The sequence below is a fragment of the Alkalicoccobacillus murimartini genome (assembly GCF_030813245.1).
Taxonomy (GTDB): domain Bacteria; phylum Bacillota; class Bacilli; order Bacillales; family Bacillaceae_D; genus Alkalicoccobacillus; species Alkalicoccobacillus murimartini.
In genome coordinates this window covers 83,271-100,586 of sequence record NZ_JAUSUA010000004.1, presented here as the reverse complement: position 1 = coordinate 100,586, position 17,316 = coordinate 83,271, and the positions used below count along the sequence as shown (strand labels likewise).

Annotated in this window: 19 protein-coding genes; 14 read left to right on the top strand and 5 right to left on the bottom strand. The window is 39.2% G+C overall.

The genetic code is table 11. From position 1 onward, the window contains the following. The first annotated feature begins 65 nt into the window (after positions 1–65). The 5 genes from J2S05_RS13545 to J2S05_RS13525 all read left to right on the top strand — a co-directional run bounded on the left by J2S05_RS13545 (position 66) and on the right by J2S05_RS13525 (position 3,905). The gene (locus tag J2S05_RS13545) at positions 66–2,048 is read left to right on the top strand and encodes a chemotaxis protein CheW (RefSeq protein ID WP_370873652.1); all 1,983 of its coding nucleotides are present in this window, start codon (positions 66–68) and stop codon (positions 2,046–2,048) included. A 26-nt stretch (positions 2,049–2,074) separates the two neighbouring features. After that, a complete protein-coding gene (locus J2S05_RS13540) occupies positions 2,075–2,515 on the top strand; it encodes a chemotaxis protein CheW (protein WP_306983664.1) in 441 nt (146 codons plus the stop codon). 18 nt (positions 2,516–2,533) lie between these two features. Continuing rightward, positions 2,534–2,905 carry a response regulator gene (locus J2S05_RS13535; RefSeq protein WP_306983661.1) on the top strand — a complete coding sequence of 124 codons (372 nt, stop codon included), beginning with the start codon at positions 2,534–2,536 and terminating at the stop codon, positions 2,903–2,905. A gap of 451 nt (positions 2,906–3,356) precedes the next feature. Continuing rightward, positions 3,357–3,653, top strand: coding sequence for an IDEAL domain-containing protein (locus J2S05_RS13530; RefSeq protein ID WP_306983660.1), 297 nt, complete (start codon positions 3,357–3,359; stop codon positions 3,651–3,653). A gap of 111 nt (positions 3,654–3,764) precedes the next feature. Further along, the gene (locus tag J2S05_RS13525) at positions 3,765–3,905 is read left to right on the top strand and encodes a lmo0937 family membrane protein (protein ID WP_306983658.1); all 141 of its coding nucleotides are present in this window, start codon (positions 3,765–3,767) and stop codon (positions 3,903–3,905) included. 32 nt (positions 3,906–3,937) lie between these two features. Here J2S05_RS13525 and J2S05_RS13520 read toward each other — a convergent pair whose 3' ends face one another. After that, positions 3,938–4,132 carry a hypothetical protein gene (locus J2S05_RS13520; protein ID WP_306983656.1) on the bottom strand — a complete coding sequence of 65 codons (195 nt, stop codon included), beginning with the start codon at positions 4,130–4,132 and terminating at the stop codon, positions 3,938–3,940. Between the two features lie 119 nt (positions 4,133–4,251). On the opposite strand from J2S05_RS13520, the gene J2S05_RS13515 reads away from it, so the two are divergent. From J2S05_RS13515 to J2S05_RS13505, 3 genes are all read left to right on the top strand, one after another. After that, complete coding sequence (locus J2S05_RS13515; RefSeq protein ID WP_306983653.1) at positions 4,252–5,085, top strand: dimethylarginine dimethylaminohydrolase family protein; 834 nt, start codon at positions 4,252–4,254, stop codon at positions 5,083–5,085. Between the two features lie 175 nt (positions 5,086–5,260). Beyond that, on the top strand, positions 5,261–6,769 hold the full coding sequence (locus J2S05_RS13510; protein WP_306983652.1) for an acyl-CoA carboxylase subunit beta: 1,509 nt from the start codon (positions 5,261–5,263) through the stop codon (positions 6,767–6,769). A 96-nt stretch (positions 6,770–6,865) separates the two neighbouring features. After that, the gene (locus J2S05_RS13505) at positions 6,866–7,456 is read left to right on the top strand and encodes a hypothetical protein (RefSeq protein ID WP_306983650.1); all 591 of its coding nucleotides are present in this window, start codon (positions 6,866–6,868) and stop codon (positions 7,454–7,456) included. Between the two features lie 490 nt (positions 7,457–7,946). On the opposite strand, the gene J2S05_RS13500 is transcribed toward J2S05_RS13505, so the two are convergent. After that, complete coding sequence (locus J2S05_RS13500; RefSeq protein WP_306983647.1) at positions 7,947–8,516, bottom strand: GerMN domain-containing protein; 570 nt, start codon at positions 8,514–8,516, stop codon at positions 7,947–7,949. 183 nt (positions 8,517–8,699) lie between these two features. On the opposite strand from J2S05_RS13500, the gene J2S05_RS13495 reads away from it, so the two are divergent. The 6 genes from J2S05_RS13495 to J2S05_RS13470 all read left to right on the top strand — a co-directional run bounded on the left by J2S05_RS13495 (position 8,700) and on the right by J2S05_RS13470 (position 12,774). Then, positions 8,700–9,791: an AI-2E family transporter gene (locus J2S05_RS13495; protein WP_306983646.1), complete on the top strand. Its 1,092-nt coding sequence runs from the start codon at positions 8,700–8,702 to the stop codon at positions 9,789–9,791. 54 nt (positions 9,792–9,845) lie between these two features. Then, entirely contained in the window at positions 9,846–10,226 is a 381-nt protein-coding gene (locus J2S05_RS13490; RefSeq protein ID WP_306983644.1) for a rhodanese-like domain-containing protein, read from the top strand. 82 nt (positions 10,227–10,308) lie between these two features. Continuing rightward, the gene (locus tag J2S05_RS13485) at positions 10,309–10,584 is read left to right on the top strand and encodes a hypothetical protein (protein ID WP_306983642.1); all 276 of its coding nucleotides are present in this window, start codon (positions 10,309–10,311) and stop codon (positions 10,582–10,584) included. Positions 10,585–10,643: 59 nt separating this feature from the next. Further along, a complete protein-coding gene (locus J2S05_RS13480; RefSeq protein WP_306984153.1) occupies positions 10,644–11,411 on the top strand; it encodes an alpha/beta fold hydrolase in 768 nt (255 codons plus the stop codon). Between the two features lie 44 nt (positions 11,412–11,455). After that, positions 11,456–12,277: a YitT family protein gene (locus J2S05_RS13475; RefSeq protein WP_306983640.1), complete on the top strand. Its 822-nt coding sequence runs from the start codon at positions 11,456–11,458 to the stop codon at positions 12,275–12,277. Positions 12,278–12,291: 14 nt separating this feature from the next. Then, positions 12,292–12,774, top strand: a complete 483-nt coding sequence (locus tag J2S05_RS13470) for a BsuPI-related putative proteinase inhibitor (protein ID WP_306983638.1) — start codon at positions 12,292–12,294, stop codon at positions 12,772–12,774. Positions 12,775–12,814: 40 nt separating this feature from the next. Here the strand turns inward: J2S05_RS13470 and J2S05_RS13465 are convergent, their stop codons facing one another. Genes J2S05_RS13465 through J2S05_RS13455 form a run of 3 tightly spaced genes read right to left on the bottom strand, consistent with a single transcriptional unit; the run spans position 12,815 to position 17,249 of the window. Further along, positions 12,815–12,982: a hypothetical protein gene (locus tag J2S05_RS13465; RefSeq protein WP_306983636.1), complete on the bottom strand. Its 168-nt coding sequence runs from the start codon at positions 12,980–12,982 to the stop codon at positions 12,815–12,817. A 12-nt stretch (positions 12,983–12,994) separates the two neighbouring features. Further along, on the bottom strand, positions 12,995–15,997 hold the full coding sequence (locus J2S05_RS13460; RefSeq protein ID WP_306983634.1) for a DEAD/DEAH box helicase: 3,003 nt from the start codon (positions 15,995–15,997) through the stop codon (positions 12,995–12,997). Next, positions 15,990–17,249, bottom strand: a complete 1,260-nt coding sequence (locus tag J2S05_RS13455; protein ID WP_306983633.1) for a hypothetical protein — start codon at positions 17,247–17,249, stop codon at positions 15,990–15,992. The genes J2S05_RS13460 and J2S05_RS13455 overlap by 8 nt, the downstream gene beginning before the upstream one ends. Between the last annotated feature and the right edge of the window lie 67 nt (positions 17,250–17,316).

The window sequence follows — 17,316 nt, the reverse complement described above, 5'->3', positions numbered from 1 at the left end:
TTTTTTAGAAGAGAGACTCTAACATATGTAGGTAGAATCAATAGAATGAGGTGGACATCGTTTTGATGAATTCAGAGTACTTGGCTGTATTTCTTGATGAAAGTCAGGAGCATTTACAGGCAGTAAATGATCATCTATTAAAGCTGGAAAAGCAGCCAGAAGATGAATCAATAATAGGTGAAATTTTTCGATCAGCGCATACATTAAAAGGAATGTCAGCAACGATGGGTTATGAGGATTTGGCCCATTTGACGCACAATATGGAGAATGTTTTAGACTTAATCCGTAACAAAAAGAAACAAGCTACAACTGACATAATAGATATTATGTTTCGGTCAGTAGATGATTTGGAAAACATGGTGAATGATATTGCCAGTGGTGGCGATGGAAAGCTAGATGTAACGGCACTAGTCAATGAATTAGAAGCGATTGAAAAAGGGAAGCAACCGATTGTCTCTGAGCAAGCAGCTACAAATGATACAGTTGATTTAGTAGAAGTATATGATGAATATGAACGAACGGTTTTAGAGGAATCATTAGAACAAGGTTATTCAGTTTATCAGGTTAAAGTGGTCCTAGATGAGAAAGCGATGCTTAAAGCGGCAAGAGTATTTATGGTGTTTGACGTGTTAGGTCAAATCGGAGAAGTGATTAAATCCTCGCCGAATGCTGAATTATTAGAAGAAGAAAAATTTGAACTTGAATTCTTGGTAACGGTCATTTCAAAAAGTCCCGGGGAAGAGATTAAGCAACGTATCCTAAAAATCTCTGAGATTGCCAATGTCTACATTCAAACGATGACAAACTTTGTTCATGTAGAAAAGACAGAAGAAGATGTATTAAAACCTGTCAAGAAAGTAACAAAAGAAAAAGCGGTAGAACCTCAAAAAGCAGTAGAGACTAGCAAAACGATACGTGTAAACATTGATCGTTTAGACGTGTTAATGAATCTTTTTGAGGAGCTTGTTATTGATCGAGGCCGACTCGAGCAAATTTCTGGTGAGCTTGAAAATGCAGAGTTGACTGAAACAGTTGAAAGAATGTCACGTATAACAGGCAACTTGCAAGAAATTATCTTAACCATGAGAATGATGCCAGTTGAAACGGTCTTTAATCGATTCCCTCGAATGATCCGTACACTTTCTAAGGAACTGAATAAACAAGTTCATCTAGAGATAGTCGGAGCTGAAACGGAACTTGATCGTACGATTATTGATGAAATTGGAGATCCGCTTGTACATCTACTCAGAAATTCGATTGATCATGGCATTGAGACACCTGAAGAGCGAGTAGCCATTGGAAAACCTTCACAGGGAACAGTTCTTTTAAAAGCCTATCATAGTGGAAACCATGTATTCATTGAAATTAAAGATGATGGTGCGGGGATTAGTCGTGAGAAGGTTCTAGCAAAAGCTCTTAAAAACAACCTTATTACGGAAGAAGAAGGGTATACGCTAACAGACTCTCAAGTATTTGGTCTCTTATTCGAACCAGGATTTAGTACAGCCGAGCAGATCACTGATATTTCAGGTCGTGGAGTAGGGCTTGATGTTGTACGAAACACATTTGAATCACTGGGTGGGGTAGTAACAGTACAATCAGAACTGGAAAAGGGGTCAACATTCTTAATCCAGTTACCGCTTACTCTTTCTATTATTGATGTGATGCTTGTTGAAACTGGGGAAGAAAAGTATGCCATTCCTCTTACCTCGATCGTAGAGACGGCTATAGTTAATAAAGATGAATTATTTAGTGCTCACGGACAAAAAGTGATTGATTTTAGAGGGAAGGTTGTTCCTCTCGTTTTCCTTCGTGATGTCTTTGACACAACCAGAGTAGATTTAGATGAAGACTTCTATTCCTTAGTTATTATCCAAAAAGGCGACAAAACAGCTGGATTGGTAGTAGATTCTCTTATCGGTCAGCACGATATCGTGTTGAAATCACTTGGTAACTACTTGACCAATGTTTTTGGCATTTCAGGTGCAACGATTCTTGGTGATGGAGAAGTCGCCTTAATTGTTGATCCAAATGCGCTGATCAAATAAGAATTGATAAAAAGGAGAGTCAAGGAATGAGTGTAGAAGTTATAGAAGATCAAATAAAAGTAATTATTTTTCATATGCATGAAGAAGAATATGCTATCAAAGTTAGTGAAATTCAATCAATTGAACGAATGCAGTCTTTTACAAGAATACCAGGCACAGCGCCATTTGTTCGAGGTGTCATGAATCTGCGCGGAGTGATTACTCCAATCATTGATTTAAGACTTAAATTCGGACTAGAAGGCAAGGAGTCGGATGAGTCAACAAGAATTCTTGTGACTTCTAATGAAGACTTAATTCTAGGCTTGGTTGTAGATGGAGCCAATGATGTAATGGATATTCCCGTTAGTAAAATTGAACCAACTCCTGAAGTGGTAGGTGGTGTGGAAGCACACTATCTTGATGGTGTTGTTAAGCTTGGCACGAGGTTATTTAGTTTATTGGATTTAGAAAAAGTGATGCAGGATTAGAGAAGAAGAGGTGAACGAATGGCTTCCATATTAATCGTGGATGACGCTGCATTTATGCGGATGATGATTAAAGATATCCTTGTGAATGCTGGATACGACGTAGTAGGTGAAGCTGAAAATGGCGTAAAAGCTGTGGAGCAGTATCAAAAGCTACAGCCTGATTTAGTCACAATGGATATCACAATGCCAATACTAGATGGGATTCAAGCCTTAAAACAGATCAAAGAAAAAGATCCAAGTGCCAATGTAATTATGTGTTCGGCGATGGGTCAGCAAGCTCTTGTGCTTGAAGCTGTTCAGTTAGGTGCAAAGGATTTTATCGTTAAGCCATTTCAAAAGGAACGTGTCATAGAAACGGTTGCTGAAGTTCTCCAATCGTCTAACAGATAAGGCAAAAGATGCAGGGACATAACAAGATAAACGAATGAAAAGGCGAACAATTAAATTAATCGTCTCCATTAATTTTTTGTTAACCCGTAAGTACTTCATCCCTGTTTTCTTTTCAACTTAAACCAGCGTAGGACATACACGGAGACTCCGATGGGAGGAAAGGCCTGGGTGAGACTCCGCAGTGCGTAAGCACAAGGAGGCTCACTAGCCGCCCACGGAAAGCGGAGTGTATGTCCGGAGCGGTAGCTTTACTCTCTTATTATGATGATCGGACAAGAAACCGAAGCAGTATGCTTCGGTTTTTGTGATTTAAAAAATAGTTCTGTCCTAGTCTCTTAGTTAAGAGTACAGTAAAAAACAAAAACATTCATAATGGTTTTAATCGACAAAAAACGGGGTATATAGTTAGTAACAATTATTGAAATAGTCATTGGAATAGGAGGAAAATAAGATGAGCAACCAATTCGCTATGGACAAAGAGGTTTTAAAGCAGCTTGAAATCATCAAAAGTCTGCAGAAGCGTTCGCAGGCTGCCGTCTATTCTCTCTATGCACAAGCTGTACTTGAATACTCCCTCTACTACCACAAGAAAAATCAGTTACTTTCGAAAATTGATCATGCGTTGGCTAAAAGAGATGAGCAACAGTTTATGGTTCTTACCAATGATTATAAAACGCTAATTGAAGATCATAAGAATGGAAAAACCATCTATGATTATGGATTCAAATTGCATCTAACATTTCAATAGGGTTTTGCTGGACAGAAAATTGTCCAGCATTTTTAGAGTATTTTTGATATACAGGTTGCATACTATGTTTTATACATAGTTGATACGGACTAATGACTAGGGGTGATGGGGATGCTTTGGACGATTTTGCTGATTATTTTAGGAGTCTGGCTTGTTGGAGTCATTTTTAGAATAGCAGGTAGAGTTATTCATTTGTTGTTAATAGCAGCCGCTATTGTATTAATTTATAAACTATTCGTAAAAAAGAAGTGACGTTTATAAACAAAAAAGCTGCTGGGATCCAGTCAGCTTTTTTGTTCATTTAAAACGAATTCATAAAAACCGTTTAATAAAATTGGTGTGCTTTCTACATAAATTTCATACATATAGTGTAAGGCTTCTTCCTGATTATCCATATTTAATCGTATATAATGATAAGCAGAGGACAAGTAAGGATCTTGTTGTATCCACATCAACAGTTTTACTGAATCAATTGCCACGTGACACCCTCCTTTTTTAGGGGTTCACAATAGTATATGTGATCCTTTTAGGTGGGTTCGCATCTTATTAAACGAACAGAATAAAGGGTACGAATATAAATGTAAGGTGGGAGCCAACTATGCAGAGTTCTTGTCAAACTGAATATGATCAATTAGAGGAAGTGATTGTGTGTCCTCCTAAGTATATGAGCATCAAGGAAGTGATTAATTCTATTCAAGCGCATTATAAGGATATGAATATCCATATACCAACGGCATTGGAACAACACGATCAGTTCAAAAAGACGTTGACTTCACTTGGGGTAAACGTGCATGAAGTTGCTGCTGATTCAACTTTCCCAGAGCAGGTATTTACACGTGATATTGGCTTTGTCATTGACGATGTAGTGTATCTTGCTGCATTAGAACGCCCTATTCGCCAAGGAGAAGAACAAGTTCTAAGAAAGTACTTGGAGGAGAAGAACTTGTCTTACCAGCCAATTGAAGGTGGAACAATTGAAGGTGGCGATGTTGTCATTGATGGAGATGACATCTTTATTGGAATAAGTAGCCGTACAAGTAATAAAATTGTAGAACGTATTCAACAGAATCATCCAACGAAAAAGGTGCATCCGATTTATTTTGATAGTTCTTATCTTCACTTGGACTGTGTGTTTAATCCTGTATCTGAGAATGTTGCGTTAGTGTATAGTGATGCAATAAAACCAGAACATGTCGAATGGCTAAGAAAAAAATATACACTTATTGAAGTGAGTAAGAAAGAGCAATTTTCACTTGCCGTAAATGTCCTTTCGCTTGGCAATGAAAACATTATTGTTCTTCCTGAGAATAATAAAACAAATGAACAGCTTAGAGAAAAGGGTTTTAAGTTACATGAAGTAGCTTTTTCTGAGATCATAAAATCAGGTGGTTCTTTCCGATGTGTCACCATGCCGCTAAAAAGAGGATCATGAGCAAATCTTGTTTTTTTATCTCTAACCAAAAAGTAAATGACCTAGATGAAAACGAAGTTGACAAATAAATGTCGACTTCGTTTTTTTGATTCTTAATTCATGTGTATTCACATGTTATTTTGCATAAGAAAGTTACTTTCTGGACATATAAAGAAGTAGATAATGAGGTGGATGGATGAATCGAAATCAAGCGATGGATACATATTTAGAGAAATTGCAGAGCATCTTTAATGAAGAAAATGCGAAAAGAACGAAACAGCATTCGAAAGGAAAAAGAACAGCTCAAGAAAGGTTAGATGATTTGCTTGATTCTGGCTCTTGGACAGAATTTCAACAGTTCGCAGCGGGAAATCAAGACGAAATCGAACAGTTAAATGATGGTGTACTCATTGGTGTAGGAACGATACATGGAACGAAGGTTTGTGTTTTTGCTCAGGATTTCACAGTAGCAGGGGGCTCTCTTGGTGAAATTCACGCAAAAAAAATTGCGTGGCTGATGGATTTGGCCGCAGATATGAAGGCACCTATTATTGGATTAAATGACTCTGGAGGAGCAAGAATTCAAGAAGGAATTACTGCGCTAGAAGGATACGGGAGTATCTTTCAAAGAAATGCGAACTATTCAGGGGTCATCCCACAAATATCAGTGATTTTAGGCCCGTGTGCAGGGGGTGCCGTTTACTCTCCTGCCCTTACTGATTTTATATTTATGGTCGAAAAAACAAGTCAAATGTTTATCACTGGCCCAAAAGTAGTAAAAGTAATTACTGGTACAGATATAGCCGGAGAGGATTTGGGTGGGGCGTCGATGCACGCGTCGATCAGTGGGAATGTTCACGTCATCGCTAAGACAGAGACAGACATTTTACAAGAAGTACGACGGCTGATTTGTTTGTGGAAGCCAGTTAAAACAGAAGAAGTACTAGCGCCAAAAGGTACCTCTCTACTTACCCTTTTACCAACTGATTCAAGAAAGGGTTATGATATAAAAACAATTATTCACTCTCTCGTAGACCAGGATAGCTTTTTCGAAGTGCAGAAGAAATTTGCACGAAACATGGTTATTGGTTTTGCCAGATTAAATGGAAAACCAATTGGTATTATTTCTAACAATCCTAAAGTAATGGCTGGTTGTATAGATATGGATGCAGCCGACAAATGTGCTAGATTTGTCAGGTTCTGTGATGCTTTTAATTACCCTTTGTTGGTTCTAGAAGATGTTAGTGGGTTTATGCCTGGAATAAAACAAGAGCAAGGGGGGCTAATTCGGCATGGAGCCAAAATAATCTATGCCTTTGCGACAGCAACTGTCCCAAGGATTACTGTAATCCTTAGAAAGGCGTATGGAGGTGCTTTTGTAGCCTTGAATAGCAAAGCAATAGGAGCTGACTTTGTTTTTGCTTGGCCCGGTTCTGAGGTTTCTGTGATGGGTCCGGAGGGAGCAGCTTCTATCATTTATGCTAAAGAGATTCAAAAGAGCCCAAACCCAGATCAAATGAAACAAGAAAAAATTAGTGAATATCGCAGCCTCTACGCTGATTCTTATCACGCTGCTAATAAAGCACTAATTGATGACATCATTCATCCTGATGATACGCGAAAACGTCTCATTCTTGCTTTTTCTTTAGTTGAAAAGAAACAGAGAAACCATCCTCATAGAAAGCACGGAAACATTCCTTTATAAGGAGCGACCTTATTTCTTCTCTGAAATTCAGACCTGTGGTAGCATATAGGATGGAAAAAGTCTGCATTGTTGTTGACTTAAGAGAGGAAGAGTTGTGTGCTTGTATTAGGAGAACTAATGTTTCAAATTCTATTCATTGTATTATTGGCTATTATAGTGATTATAGGTAGCTTGCTAATTCCAAAGTTAGTTAAAGCCAAAACCAGTTCAAAACAACATGATCATATTGTTGCTCTTTTGCTCAGTGCTTTTGCTGTGGCTACTTACTTTAGTGTGGTAGGTATCATTCCAGAAGCTTTTAGCGGAGATCATCTTGTCACACAAAACAAGGTGGAGCAAGTGGATCAAGAACATGTACGTGCAATCGCTTTGCCATTGCCTTATAAGATTAATGAATATGAGCTACAGTCTGTCTCCTTTCCCGTTCCTGAAACATATGAAAGTGGACAAATCAGAGTACAAACCACCGATTTTACGGAACTCCAAGAAATCATACAAGAGGACAGAACACTCCTCAGAGATGATCGGTCAATTGATATGGCATCTTATTATAATCAGGTGATTTTGCCAGCTATTGAAGAAGCTTGGAGCCACAACGAATCTTACGCGGATCAAGAAAGAATACAAATGACCATAGAAAGGCTTTCTTCGCAATTCCATCAGCATGATTTTACTTATGTGGAATAAATAGCTGGAACACATCAGCTAGTGTTAGATGAAATGACGAAGAATAAGGGATTAAGATGAACTGAAAAAGTTAGCTGTACGCCGCTCCAGGAGAAACCTACGCACCCACAATAACGGCCTCAGCCCTTGAAGTGGAAGGGCACCCCTTCAATGTCTTCGTTCTGTTCCGTAGGAGTCTTCGGTTTCTCCTTCCACTACTGATGTGATTAATTGTAAAAAAGCTGTTTTATGTCTATAAGAGAACTCCTAACTACCTATCGATTCTTTTTCAATGCATGACCGCGGTATGCGTGCCCCCATTTTGGGAGCGATAGTAGAGAACCCAAATTTGGTTAAAATCTGAACCATTTTTAACTGGCACTGTGTTGATTCATCAGCGCTACAAGAGATAGAAGGATGTTTTGAGAAACATAAAGGGCCAAACAATGACTTGTCTTACACGTCATTGTTTGGCCCTTGTTGTCATTAAAAGACTTCTTTCTTTGTCTCTTTAAGACTCGACTAGTTCATAGGATTCTGGATCTTCGGCAGTAATGGGTTCATCTGTAGAAAGATGTCCAAAAAGCTGTTCCTGTATTTCTCCATCTATAAGAATTTGCGTTTGCTCAAAGCCAAATTGATCCATAATTAGAGCAACTTGTTGAAGTAACATTTCCTCTGTACCAGAGCCAACTTGAAGTTCAAGAAATTCCGGCGAGAAGGAAACATGAGCAACTCCATCATGGTCCTCAATAGATTGAATATCTATATCCGTGTTTGTTAGTGTAGTTAAACTGGTTTCTTCACTTTCGGGTCCTTCAAGCCATAGGTTAAGAGCTTCCATCGCGCCATCCGTATCTTCAGATGATACGCTTCTCTCAACCCGATACAAATCTTCTACATGTTCATCTGGATAAAATAGATACACATTTTGCATGGATGCCTCATCTTCTGTGTGCTGGTCATTTTCCTCTGTTTCCTCTGGCTGTCCAGTGTCTGGCTCCGGATCTGCTTCATTCCCTTGTCCGCAAGCAGTTAAGATCATGCTGAATCCGAGGATCATAAACAGTTTCAGTTTCAATGGAACTCCTCCTTTAAGACTAAATCCTTCATACTCTTCCCTACCCTGATCGATTTTAGAATAAACGAAGATTTCATTCTAAAATATTTGTTTAGCTTATAGATATAAAGTCAGTTCATATTTTCAGTTCACGAATAAGAGTGATATACTTAAAAAAAAGTTTCAGGAAGGAAATTGTCCAATATGTTACCCCAATCAAAATCCTTTAGAGTAGGTATTGGAATTGCATTAATCCTACTTATTATCTACCTTGCTTCACTAGTAAGCTTTATCTTTGAGCCAATTTCTATTCTTGTTCAAACATTATTCGCACCCATTGCTATCGCAGGAGTATTTTACTATCTTTTACGTCCATTTGTGAATCTTCTAAGTAAAAAAATTCCACGAGCTCTTTCTATTTTGATTACGTTTCTTGCCTTAATTGGTCTAGTTACGGGAGGAGTCTTAATGGTAGGACCGGAAATTCAAAAGCAAACGAGTAGCTTTATTGACGAAGTACCTACATATATAGATCAAGGTCAGGAGATGATACTCCAACTTCAAGAAAATGAGTATGTGCAGCAGTTTCAAGAAAGCGGAGAAAATTCCTTTCAAGATATCGTTAATGAGGTAACAGGGAATTTACAAAATTATCTAACATCGATTGGGTCTAATCTCTTTAAGGTGCTTGGAGCAGTTGCTAGTGTGGTGATTGTCCTAGTTATTTTCCCATTTGTACTGTTTTATCTTCTTAAGGAAGGAGATAAGGCACCGGCATTTTTATTGAAATTTGTCCCTGCTAAACAACAACAAGAAGGTAGACGTATTCTTTCGGACATGGATACTGCTTTAAGCTCTTACCTACAGGGTCAGATTTTGGTCAGTTTGTGTGTAGGGATCCTTTGTCTGATTTTCTACTTTAGTATTGGTTTAGAATATGCACTAGTTCTAGCTATAGTAGCGATGCTGACAAATGTCATTCCATTTATCGGCCCATGGATTGGCACATTCCCAGCAGTAGTTGTTGCATTATTCCAATCACCAATATTGGCGCTTGTAGTCATTATCGGGGTATTAGTTATCCAACAAATTGAGAGTAACTTAATCTCACCGCAAATTATGGGGCGCCAGTTAAATATCCATCCGGTCACAATCATATTTATTCTTTTGGTGGCCAGCCGTTTTGCTGGGTTAGTTGGACTTCTATTAGCTGTACCTTCTTATGCCGTTGGTAAGGTCATTGTTTCTCATACGTATCGACTCATTAAATTGAAGATGGCAAAGCCAGTTGATTGACAGAAGGTAGAAGCTTTTTTACACTAAAAATAGATGAGAAAGGGGAGTGTACGTATGTCATTTGAAGAAGATGGTATTGTACAAATTAAGGAAGAAGAGATTCAACAACTCCTAAAGGTAGGAGCTAAGGAACCAATTTTGATCGACGTAAGAGAACTTGAAGAGTACAGCGAATCACATATTCCTGGGGTGCCATTAATCCCGATGAATACAATTCCTAGCATGGTTGCTGACCTAGATCGTTCTTCCTCTTATGTCTTTATATGTAGAAGCGGAAAACGAAGCCAAAATGTGGCCCTTTACCTTAAGGAACAGGGAATTACTAATGTTCGTAATTTTGCAGGAGGCATGCTTTCTTGGAATGGTGAAGTTAAACAGGGACTCGAGTGGGTAGTTAAGCATTCGGGTGAACTGTATCAAGACAAAACAGAATAGTCTTCTCTTTACTCAATAACATGTTTAATAACCGGATGATTAGGAAAATATAATGTATAAGAGAATGGAAGGGGAGATTCAGATGAGTGTAAAAAAATGGCTAGTTGCTTCAGCTGTTGCGGGTGCGGTAAGTGGAGCTGTAATTTGGCTCAATGATGAAACCCGTCGTGCTAAAGTATCAAAGGTTATGAAAGATTCTTATCAAAAAGTATCGGATAAGGTATCAACGAGCGAATCAAAATCGGACGAACAGCTAGGTAATCCTATTCCCATATCAGAGGACAGTAAAATGGTTGGTGAAGGGGCATTATACAGTGTTCAGCGCTACAATGAAGAACAACAGCTAAATCATAAGTAAGCCACCTTTCCTGGTGGCTTTATCTATTGAGATTTTTTAAAAAAGGGAGACGGTCATTGATGATTTCGATAGTGAGGGAACAGCTAGGAGACATTCCCTTTTTGCATGTAGCAGAGCAGACAGTAATGGATCAACAGAATCAGCCAACAATCTTTTTCTTTCATGGGCTGACAAGTGCCAAAGATAAAAACTTACATATTGCTTATCATCTTGCCTCAAAAGGATTTCGTGTAATTTTGCCAGATGCTTTACATCATGGGGAGCGTGAGGGGAAGACTACTGGCTTGCAGAGAACATTGCTACTGTGGGACATTGTCATTAACTCAATTGGTGAGCTAGAGCTCCTTAAAGATCATCTAGTTAGTCGTGGTTTAACAAATCCAGATCTAATTGGGGTTGGCGGTACGTCAATGGGAGCTATTACAACATTTGGAGCGCTATCGCAGTATCAATGGATTCATACTGCTGGTTGTTTAATGGGCTCCGCATATTTTGATGACTTCGCTCATCAGCAAATCGATGAAATTAGAAAACAAGGGTTGCCTATTCAGGATTCAGAGGTACAATCAACACTTATGAAGTTAAAGCCGTTTGATTTATCGAAGCAACTTCATAAGGTAAATGGACGACCATTAATGATCTGGCACGGAGAAAAAGATACAGTTGTTCCATCAAGTTATTCAAGCACTTTGTATAACCAATTATTACCAGAGTATACATCAAGTCCTGATCGTCTTGTGCTATATCTCGAAAAACAGACTGAACATGTGCTTTCACGCAAGGTTCTGTTTCAACTAACAGATTGGTTTGGGATGCATTTGAAATAGCGAACGAGGAGCAGCCATCATCAGAAAAAACTAGAGGTGTATGGATGTTTAAAGAGATACAGAAAATAATGATTATAATTATTGGTTCCGCTCTACTTGCGGCATCATTAAATTTCTTCTTAATACCAGCTGATGTATTTGCAAGTGGATTCACAGGTGTTTCTCAGTTGATTGCATCAACGTTTGATCTATCAACTGGCCTGTTACTATTCCTTTTAAATATACCTGTCGCCATTCTAGGATGGAAAAAAGTTGGTAAGAGCTTCACGATCTATAGTTTTATTAGTGTTGCAATAACTTCTATCTTTTTAGAAGTATTGCCTGAATATGCATTTTCACAAGATATTTTATTAAACGCGGTGTTTGGTGGTGTTCTAGGTGCAGTTGGGGCAGGACTCATGCTTCGTTGGGGTGCTTCTTCAGGTGGTCTAGATATTATTGCGTTGGTTCTTGCGAGATACAGTGATCGACCAGTCGGGATCTATTTCTTCGTTCTAAATAGTTTAATTGTATTTGCAGCAGGAGTTTTGTTCGATCCAGAGAAAGCTTTATATACATTAGTAGCTCTTTATGTTACATCTAGAGTCATTGATGCGATTCATACACGCTATGTTAAGCTAACAGCAATGATCGTAACAAAACATGCAGAAGAATTGAGAACGGCTATTCATGAAAGACTGACAAGGGGTATTACAAGGGTACCGGCAAAGGGAGGCTATACTTCTGATGATAAAGAGGTATTGTTTATCGTTCTTACCCGGTACGAGCTATACGACCTTAAAACCATCATAAACGACGTTGATCCAACTGCATTTACGAATATTGTTGAAACAGCAAGTGTCTACGGATTATTTAACAAACAATAAGGAGTGGACAACTCATGGTAAAAGGTTGGAATGTAGTATTCATTGTTGCACTACTCGTTTTATTAGCAGCGTGTGGTCAGGAAGCCGAGGCACCAAATAATGAAGGTCAAGACGATCAGGAAGGAGTCGAAGAGATGAATGACTGGCAGCTTGAGGTACAAACCAATCAAAATGAAGGGACACTGCTCGTTGAGATGACTCTGACGAATGAAACAGGCGAGTCACAGACAATTGAGTTTCCAAGTTCACAAATGTATGAATTGGTTCTAACGGATGAATCAGATGAAGAGGTTTATCGCTTTTCAGAAGATATGATGTTTACAATGGCGATCGTAGAAGATGAATTAGCAGCGGGAGATTCTCGCTCGTACGAAGAAACGATTTCAGTTAATGACTTAGATTCAGGATCGTACACACTACTAGCAGAAATAGTGGGTAAGCCAACCAATGATCTTGAATTACCTTCGGCTACTATTGACATCGAAATTACAAAGTAAAAAAAAGCGATGGACAATCTTAGATTGTCATCGCTTTTTTTTATTCTTTATGATCTCGTTTAGTAGCTGCCTGTTGAACAGCTTTGCGAAATGATGCCCACGCTTCGCCTTCTTCTTCAGCCGAGACTTGTATCTCATCCGTTGGTCTTTTGGCTAGTTCATCTGAGTCTGCTTTCCAAAAGGACTCAAAGATTGGATCGAGTGTCATGGAAAACCTCCTCTATTCTCTAGTTAATCGAATTAAATCAAGAACTTCATCGTCGGTCATTTCTGTTAGTTTAGCAGCATCTGCAGATAATATTTCATCGGCAAGAGACTGTTTTGTCACAAGCATTCGATCAATTCGCTCTTCTACTGTGCCAGTCGTAATTAATTTATGGACAGTGACATCAGAGGTTTGCCCAATTCTAAAAGCACGGTCCGTTGCCTGATTTTCTACAGCAGGGTTCCACCATCTGTCATAATGAATGACATGTGTAGCGGCAGTTAAGTTCAATCCGACTCCACCAGCTTTTAGTGAAAGCACAAAAGCGGTTGTTTCATCGTTGGATTGGAAATCACTAATGACAGCCTGTCTCATTGCTCGAGTTAAGCTACCGTGTAAAAAAGGAACAGGGTGATCAAATCGTTTCTCTAATTCTTGCGTGATTAGTGCACCCATTTCTTTGTATTGAGTAAAGATCAATACTTTTTCACCCTTACCTTGAATCTCGTCGATGATACGCAGAAATTCATTCCATTTACCCGATTCGTGGGCTTCCATTTCTTTTGATTTCAAGAAATGTGCTGGGTGATTACAGATTTGCTTTAAGCGAGTTAAACTTCTGAGGATTAAGGACCTTCTCTCCATGTTTGATACCTCATGAAGTTGTTTCGTTACTTCTTCCACAATCGCTTGATAATACGCTGCTTGTTCAAGTGAGAGGTGAACGTGATGAATACGCTCACGCTTCTCAGGTAGATTTAATTGCAATGACAGATCATTCTTTTTTCTGCGCATGACAAAAGGTCGAATGGTTGCTTGCAATTGTTGTAATCGTTCTTGATCTTTTTCTTTTTCGATGCGCTTAATAAATTGATTTTGGAACGATCCATACCGACCTAATAAACCAGGGTTCGTAACATCCATTAGGGACCAAAGCTCTCTAAGGCGGTTTTCAATAGGCGTTCCTGTTAAGGCAAAGATATGAGTGGCCTTGAACTGCTTAATCACGCGTCGCTGTTTCGTATCCACATTTTTTATATGCTGTGCTTCGTCTAAAACCATGCCATTCCAATGAATCGTTTTAAAGGCTTCCGCGTCTCTAACGGCAAGCTGATAAGATGTGAGCACTACATCCCATTGGCTTAGCTCTTCATTGTCTAGAAACTGAGTAATTCTAGTTTGACCGTGGTGGATAAAAACCCTTAGATTTGAAGCGAATTGGTTGGCTTCATGAGACCAATTGTATAGCAGTGAAGTTGGGCAGATCAGTAAAAAAGGCTCTGCTACTTCGTTTGCTTTTTCTTGAGCTTCTTTTACATATTGCATATAGACAAGGGTTTGGATAGACTTTCCTAACCCCATATCATCTGCTAACACGGCTCCGAATCCTGCGCGACGAAGATGAGCTAACCAAGAAACTCCTTCATGCTGATACGCTCTAAGTTCTCCATTAAATGTTTCGGGCAACTCAATAAGTGAAGGTTTTTCTTGATAAACCTGTGTTAAGCTTGTTTTCATTTCCGATTGCCATTCGACATCCCATTCGACATCCAACTCAAGTTGATCTTGATCGTCTTCTCCTTCATTAAGTAAAAGGGTATCTAGATACGTAGCTTTATTTTCAAGTTGGTTTAAATAGGTTTGTAGCTTCTTCGCCATAGAAGGGTCCCAGGCGACCCATTGACCATTCTGATATATAAAGGGACGTTTCTCTTCAACATATTGAGAAAAGTCATCAGCAGAAAGCACAACGTCTCCTATTGCGATGTTATAGGTGAAGTCCGCAACATTTTCCCAGTTTAATAACGGTTCGCTATACGCACTATCCTGTGTCGGTGTTTCCACCGCTAAATTAACGCTCATTTGTTTTCGTTGTCGCAGCCAATTAGGAACAATTAAATGAATATCGATGTCTCTTAACTGTTGATCATAGGCTGTACATAAAGAGAACACGTCCTCAGCACTTAATTCAACCTGAGCGTGGGAAAGACCGATCTCATTTAAATAAGGAACGGCTCTTGAAATAGCTTTTGCATCTGATTTTAGTTGACTAATTGGGTTCACTCTCCATGGATGTTCACCTTTTTCCAAGTCAACCATATCAACAATATACGAAGAGTGGACACGGTCTGCCAAACAAAGCTTTACAATCCATGGATCTGCTGAATCATTCGGCTCTTCAATTCGAAGCGCTGTCTGAAATGGGGCTAGCTTGACCGTTCCTAACTCTTGCTCCAGGCGATTAGACGTTTGCGGTATCTGCGTGTTTTGACTTGATGAGGCCAGTGATTGTACCAATGATTTCCACTGATCACCAACACTATTTTTCCACTCCGAAAAGGCCTCGTTTACCTCTGGATCTTGTATTAATAATCGAATTGCTGCATCACTGATCAAGTTTAATGTATCCAACACATGTGATTCATTTTCTGCTTTTGTTTGCTCTTGTTTAGCCATTGATTGTTCAGATTGAAGAGAGAGGCTAGCTTTAGGCACTGAGGATGTCCAGGCTTCTAAAGGAATCACATCTTCTTTGAGGCGCCAGCTCCCATCTGCAGCAGGCTGAAAATGTCCGTCTTCTATAATGGACCATACCTCATCTGCAAGCTGTATCCATACACGTAAATCTGCTCCTACTTCAACATGGGGAAGCTCTGCCCATCTTTTTATTAGCGGTAGCTGCCAAACAAACTCGTCTGGTGTTAACTGTATGCCTTCCACTGGGAAAGGGTAGTGCTTAGTCTGGGCATCAGCTTGATATATAGTCGCTTCACCAGCAGGGGACTGAACCTGACGATTAATAAGCGGTACTTGAAGAATCGCTTGCCCTGTTTGAATAAACGTCCCATAAAAAGAGTGGGGATCATATTGATAGAGCAATAATTTTAATTCAAATGGTGAATAAAGGAACGGATATTTGAAGCTGTCTACCTGATCAAACCTTGACTTTTTAACTTGCTCGGCCCAAACAAACAAATTCTTGTTAATCCAGCCCCCATGTATAATCATTTTACGCATGAATAAAATTCAGCTCCTTGATAAAAGCACGGTAGGTTTTGTATTCAGATTTTAATAACTGAATATAGTGTTGAAATCGTTCCTCGTTATTCTCTTGACTATACACAAGCATTAACTCATGGACGTAATGAGCGGCTTTTTCATAGTGAGCCCTGGACTTCTTTTCAGCCAATCTAACCACAAATTGATGGAAAACTGGTTTTACGAGGTGAGGTGAGCTTACTTTCATGTCATGAAGTAACGCTTCTTTATCTTCTTGAAGTCGAAGTGGATTCCGTTCATACATTAAGAAATATTCAGCTGCCTTATCAAAGCGCTGCTGCTCATGTAGGAGACGGATATAAACTTGGACCGTCTGAGTGTGATGAAGCTGACCTTCAAGTTTAGGTAACAAATAATCAACTATTTGTTGTTTCTTTTCTTTACTTTCATGTGTCGTCAGAGCAGCATATCGCTGAAAGCTTGGCGCTAGGAGCCAACGGTCCCATACATGAGATAAGAAAGCGCCATTTTTATTTAATTGGGCATTACTACGATCAGCAAAGGCTTGCAGTGATCCATAACGTCCATCTGATTTCAAAGGGAAAAGCTGCTTCAGCCATAATAGAATAGTGTCCCATCGTTCACGTTCCTCTAAACAACGAAAATGAGGTGTGATCTGTTGTTCTGTCCAATTGGTAGTAAGAGACATTAATTGCTGAAGCGCATTTTTTTCTCGTCCAGCTAAAAGTGAAAGATAGCTTTTAACCAATACAGCATGGGTCGCACCTTCATTAAATGTGTAAGGTTTGAGCTTTTCATCTAGTTTTTCAATATGTCCAGCGGATAAGCAAGGGATACATTGTTGAATTAGACCTGGCCATGGAGCAAAAAGATCACGTTGATCTTTCTCCATTCGTTTAGCCATTTGATTCATAAAAAGAAAAGCATCATGCGAATCCTTATTACTTTCAAGGGATTGTTTAATCACCTCACCAAGCGAACGATAAAAATGCTCAAACCGTCTAAAGCTCTGGTCTTGTGTTGAACTTGAGCGAGAGAGAGAAAAAACACCTTCTATATATAGTAAATATCCATACGCACCCGTTTCATTGGCGTGGGTGTTTATGACATGTTTCGCTTCGGATGAGATCAGCTCCAGATGGCTGGCCGTAAAATAACGTGAAGCTGCCAATTTTTTATAGGTAGAGTGGATAGCAGGCTGCAGGGCAGTTGCCGCTTCTTCCATATCGATATGAACGGGTAAATCCATGCTTATCACCTCTTCTGTCTTGAACCGATCTCTCTATTGTAACTTTTTATGGCAGAGAAATAAAGGC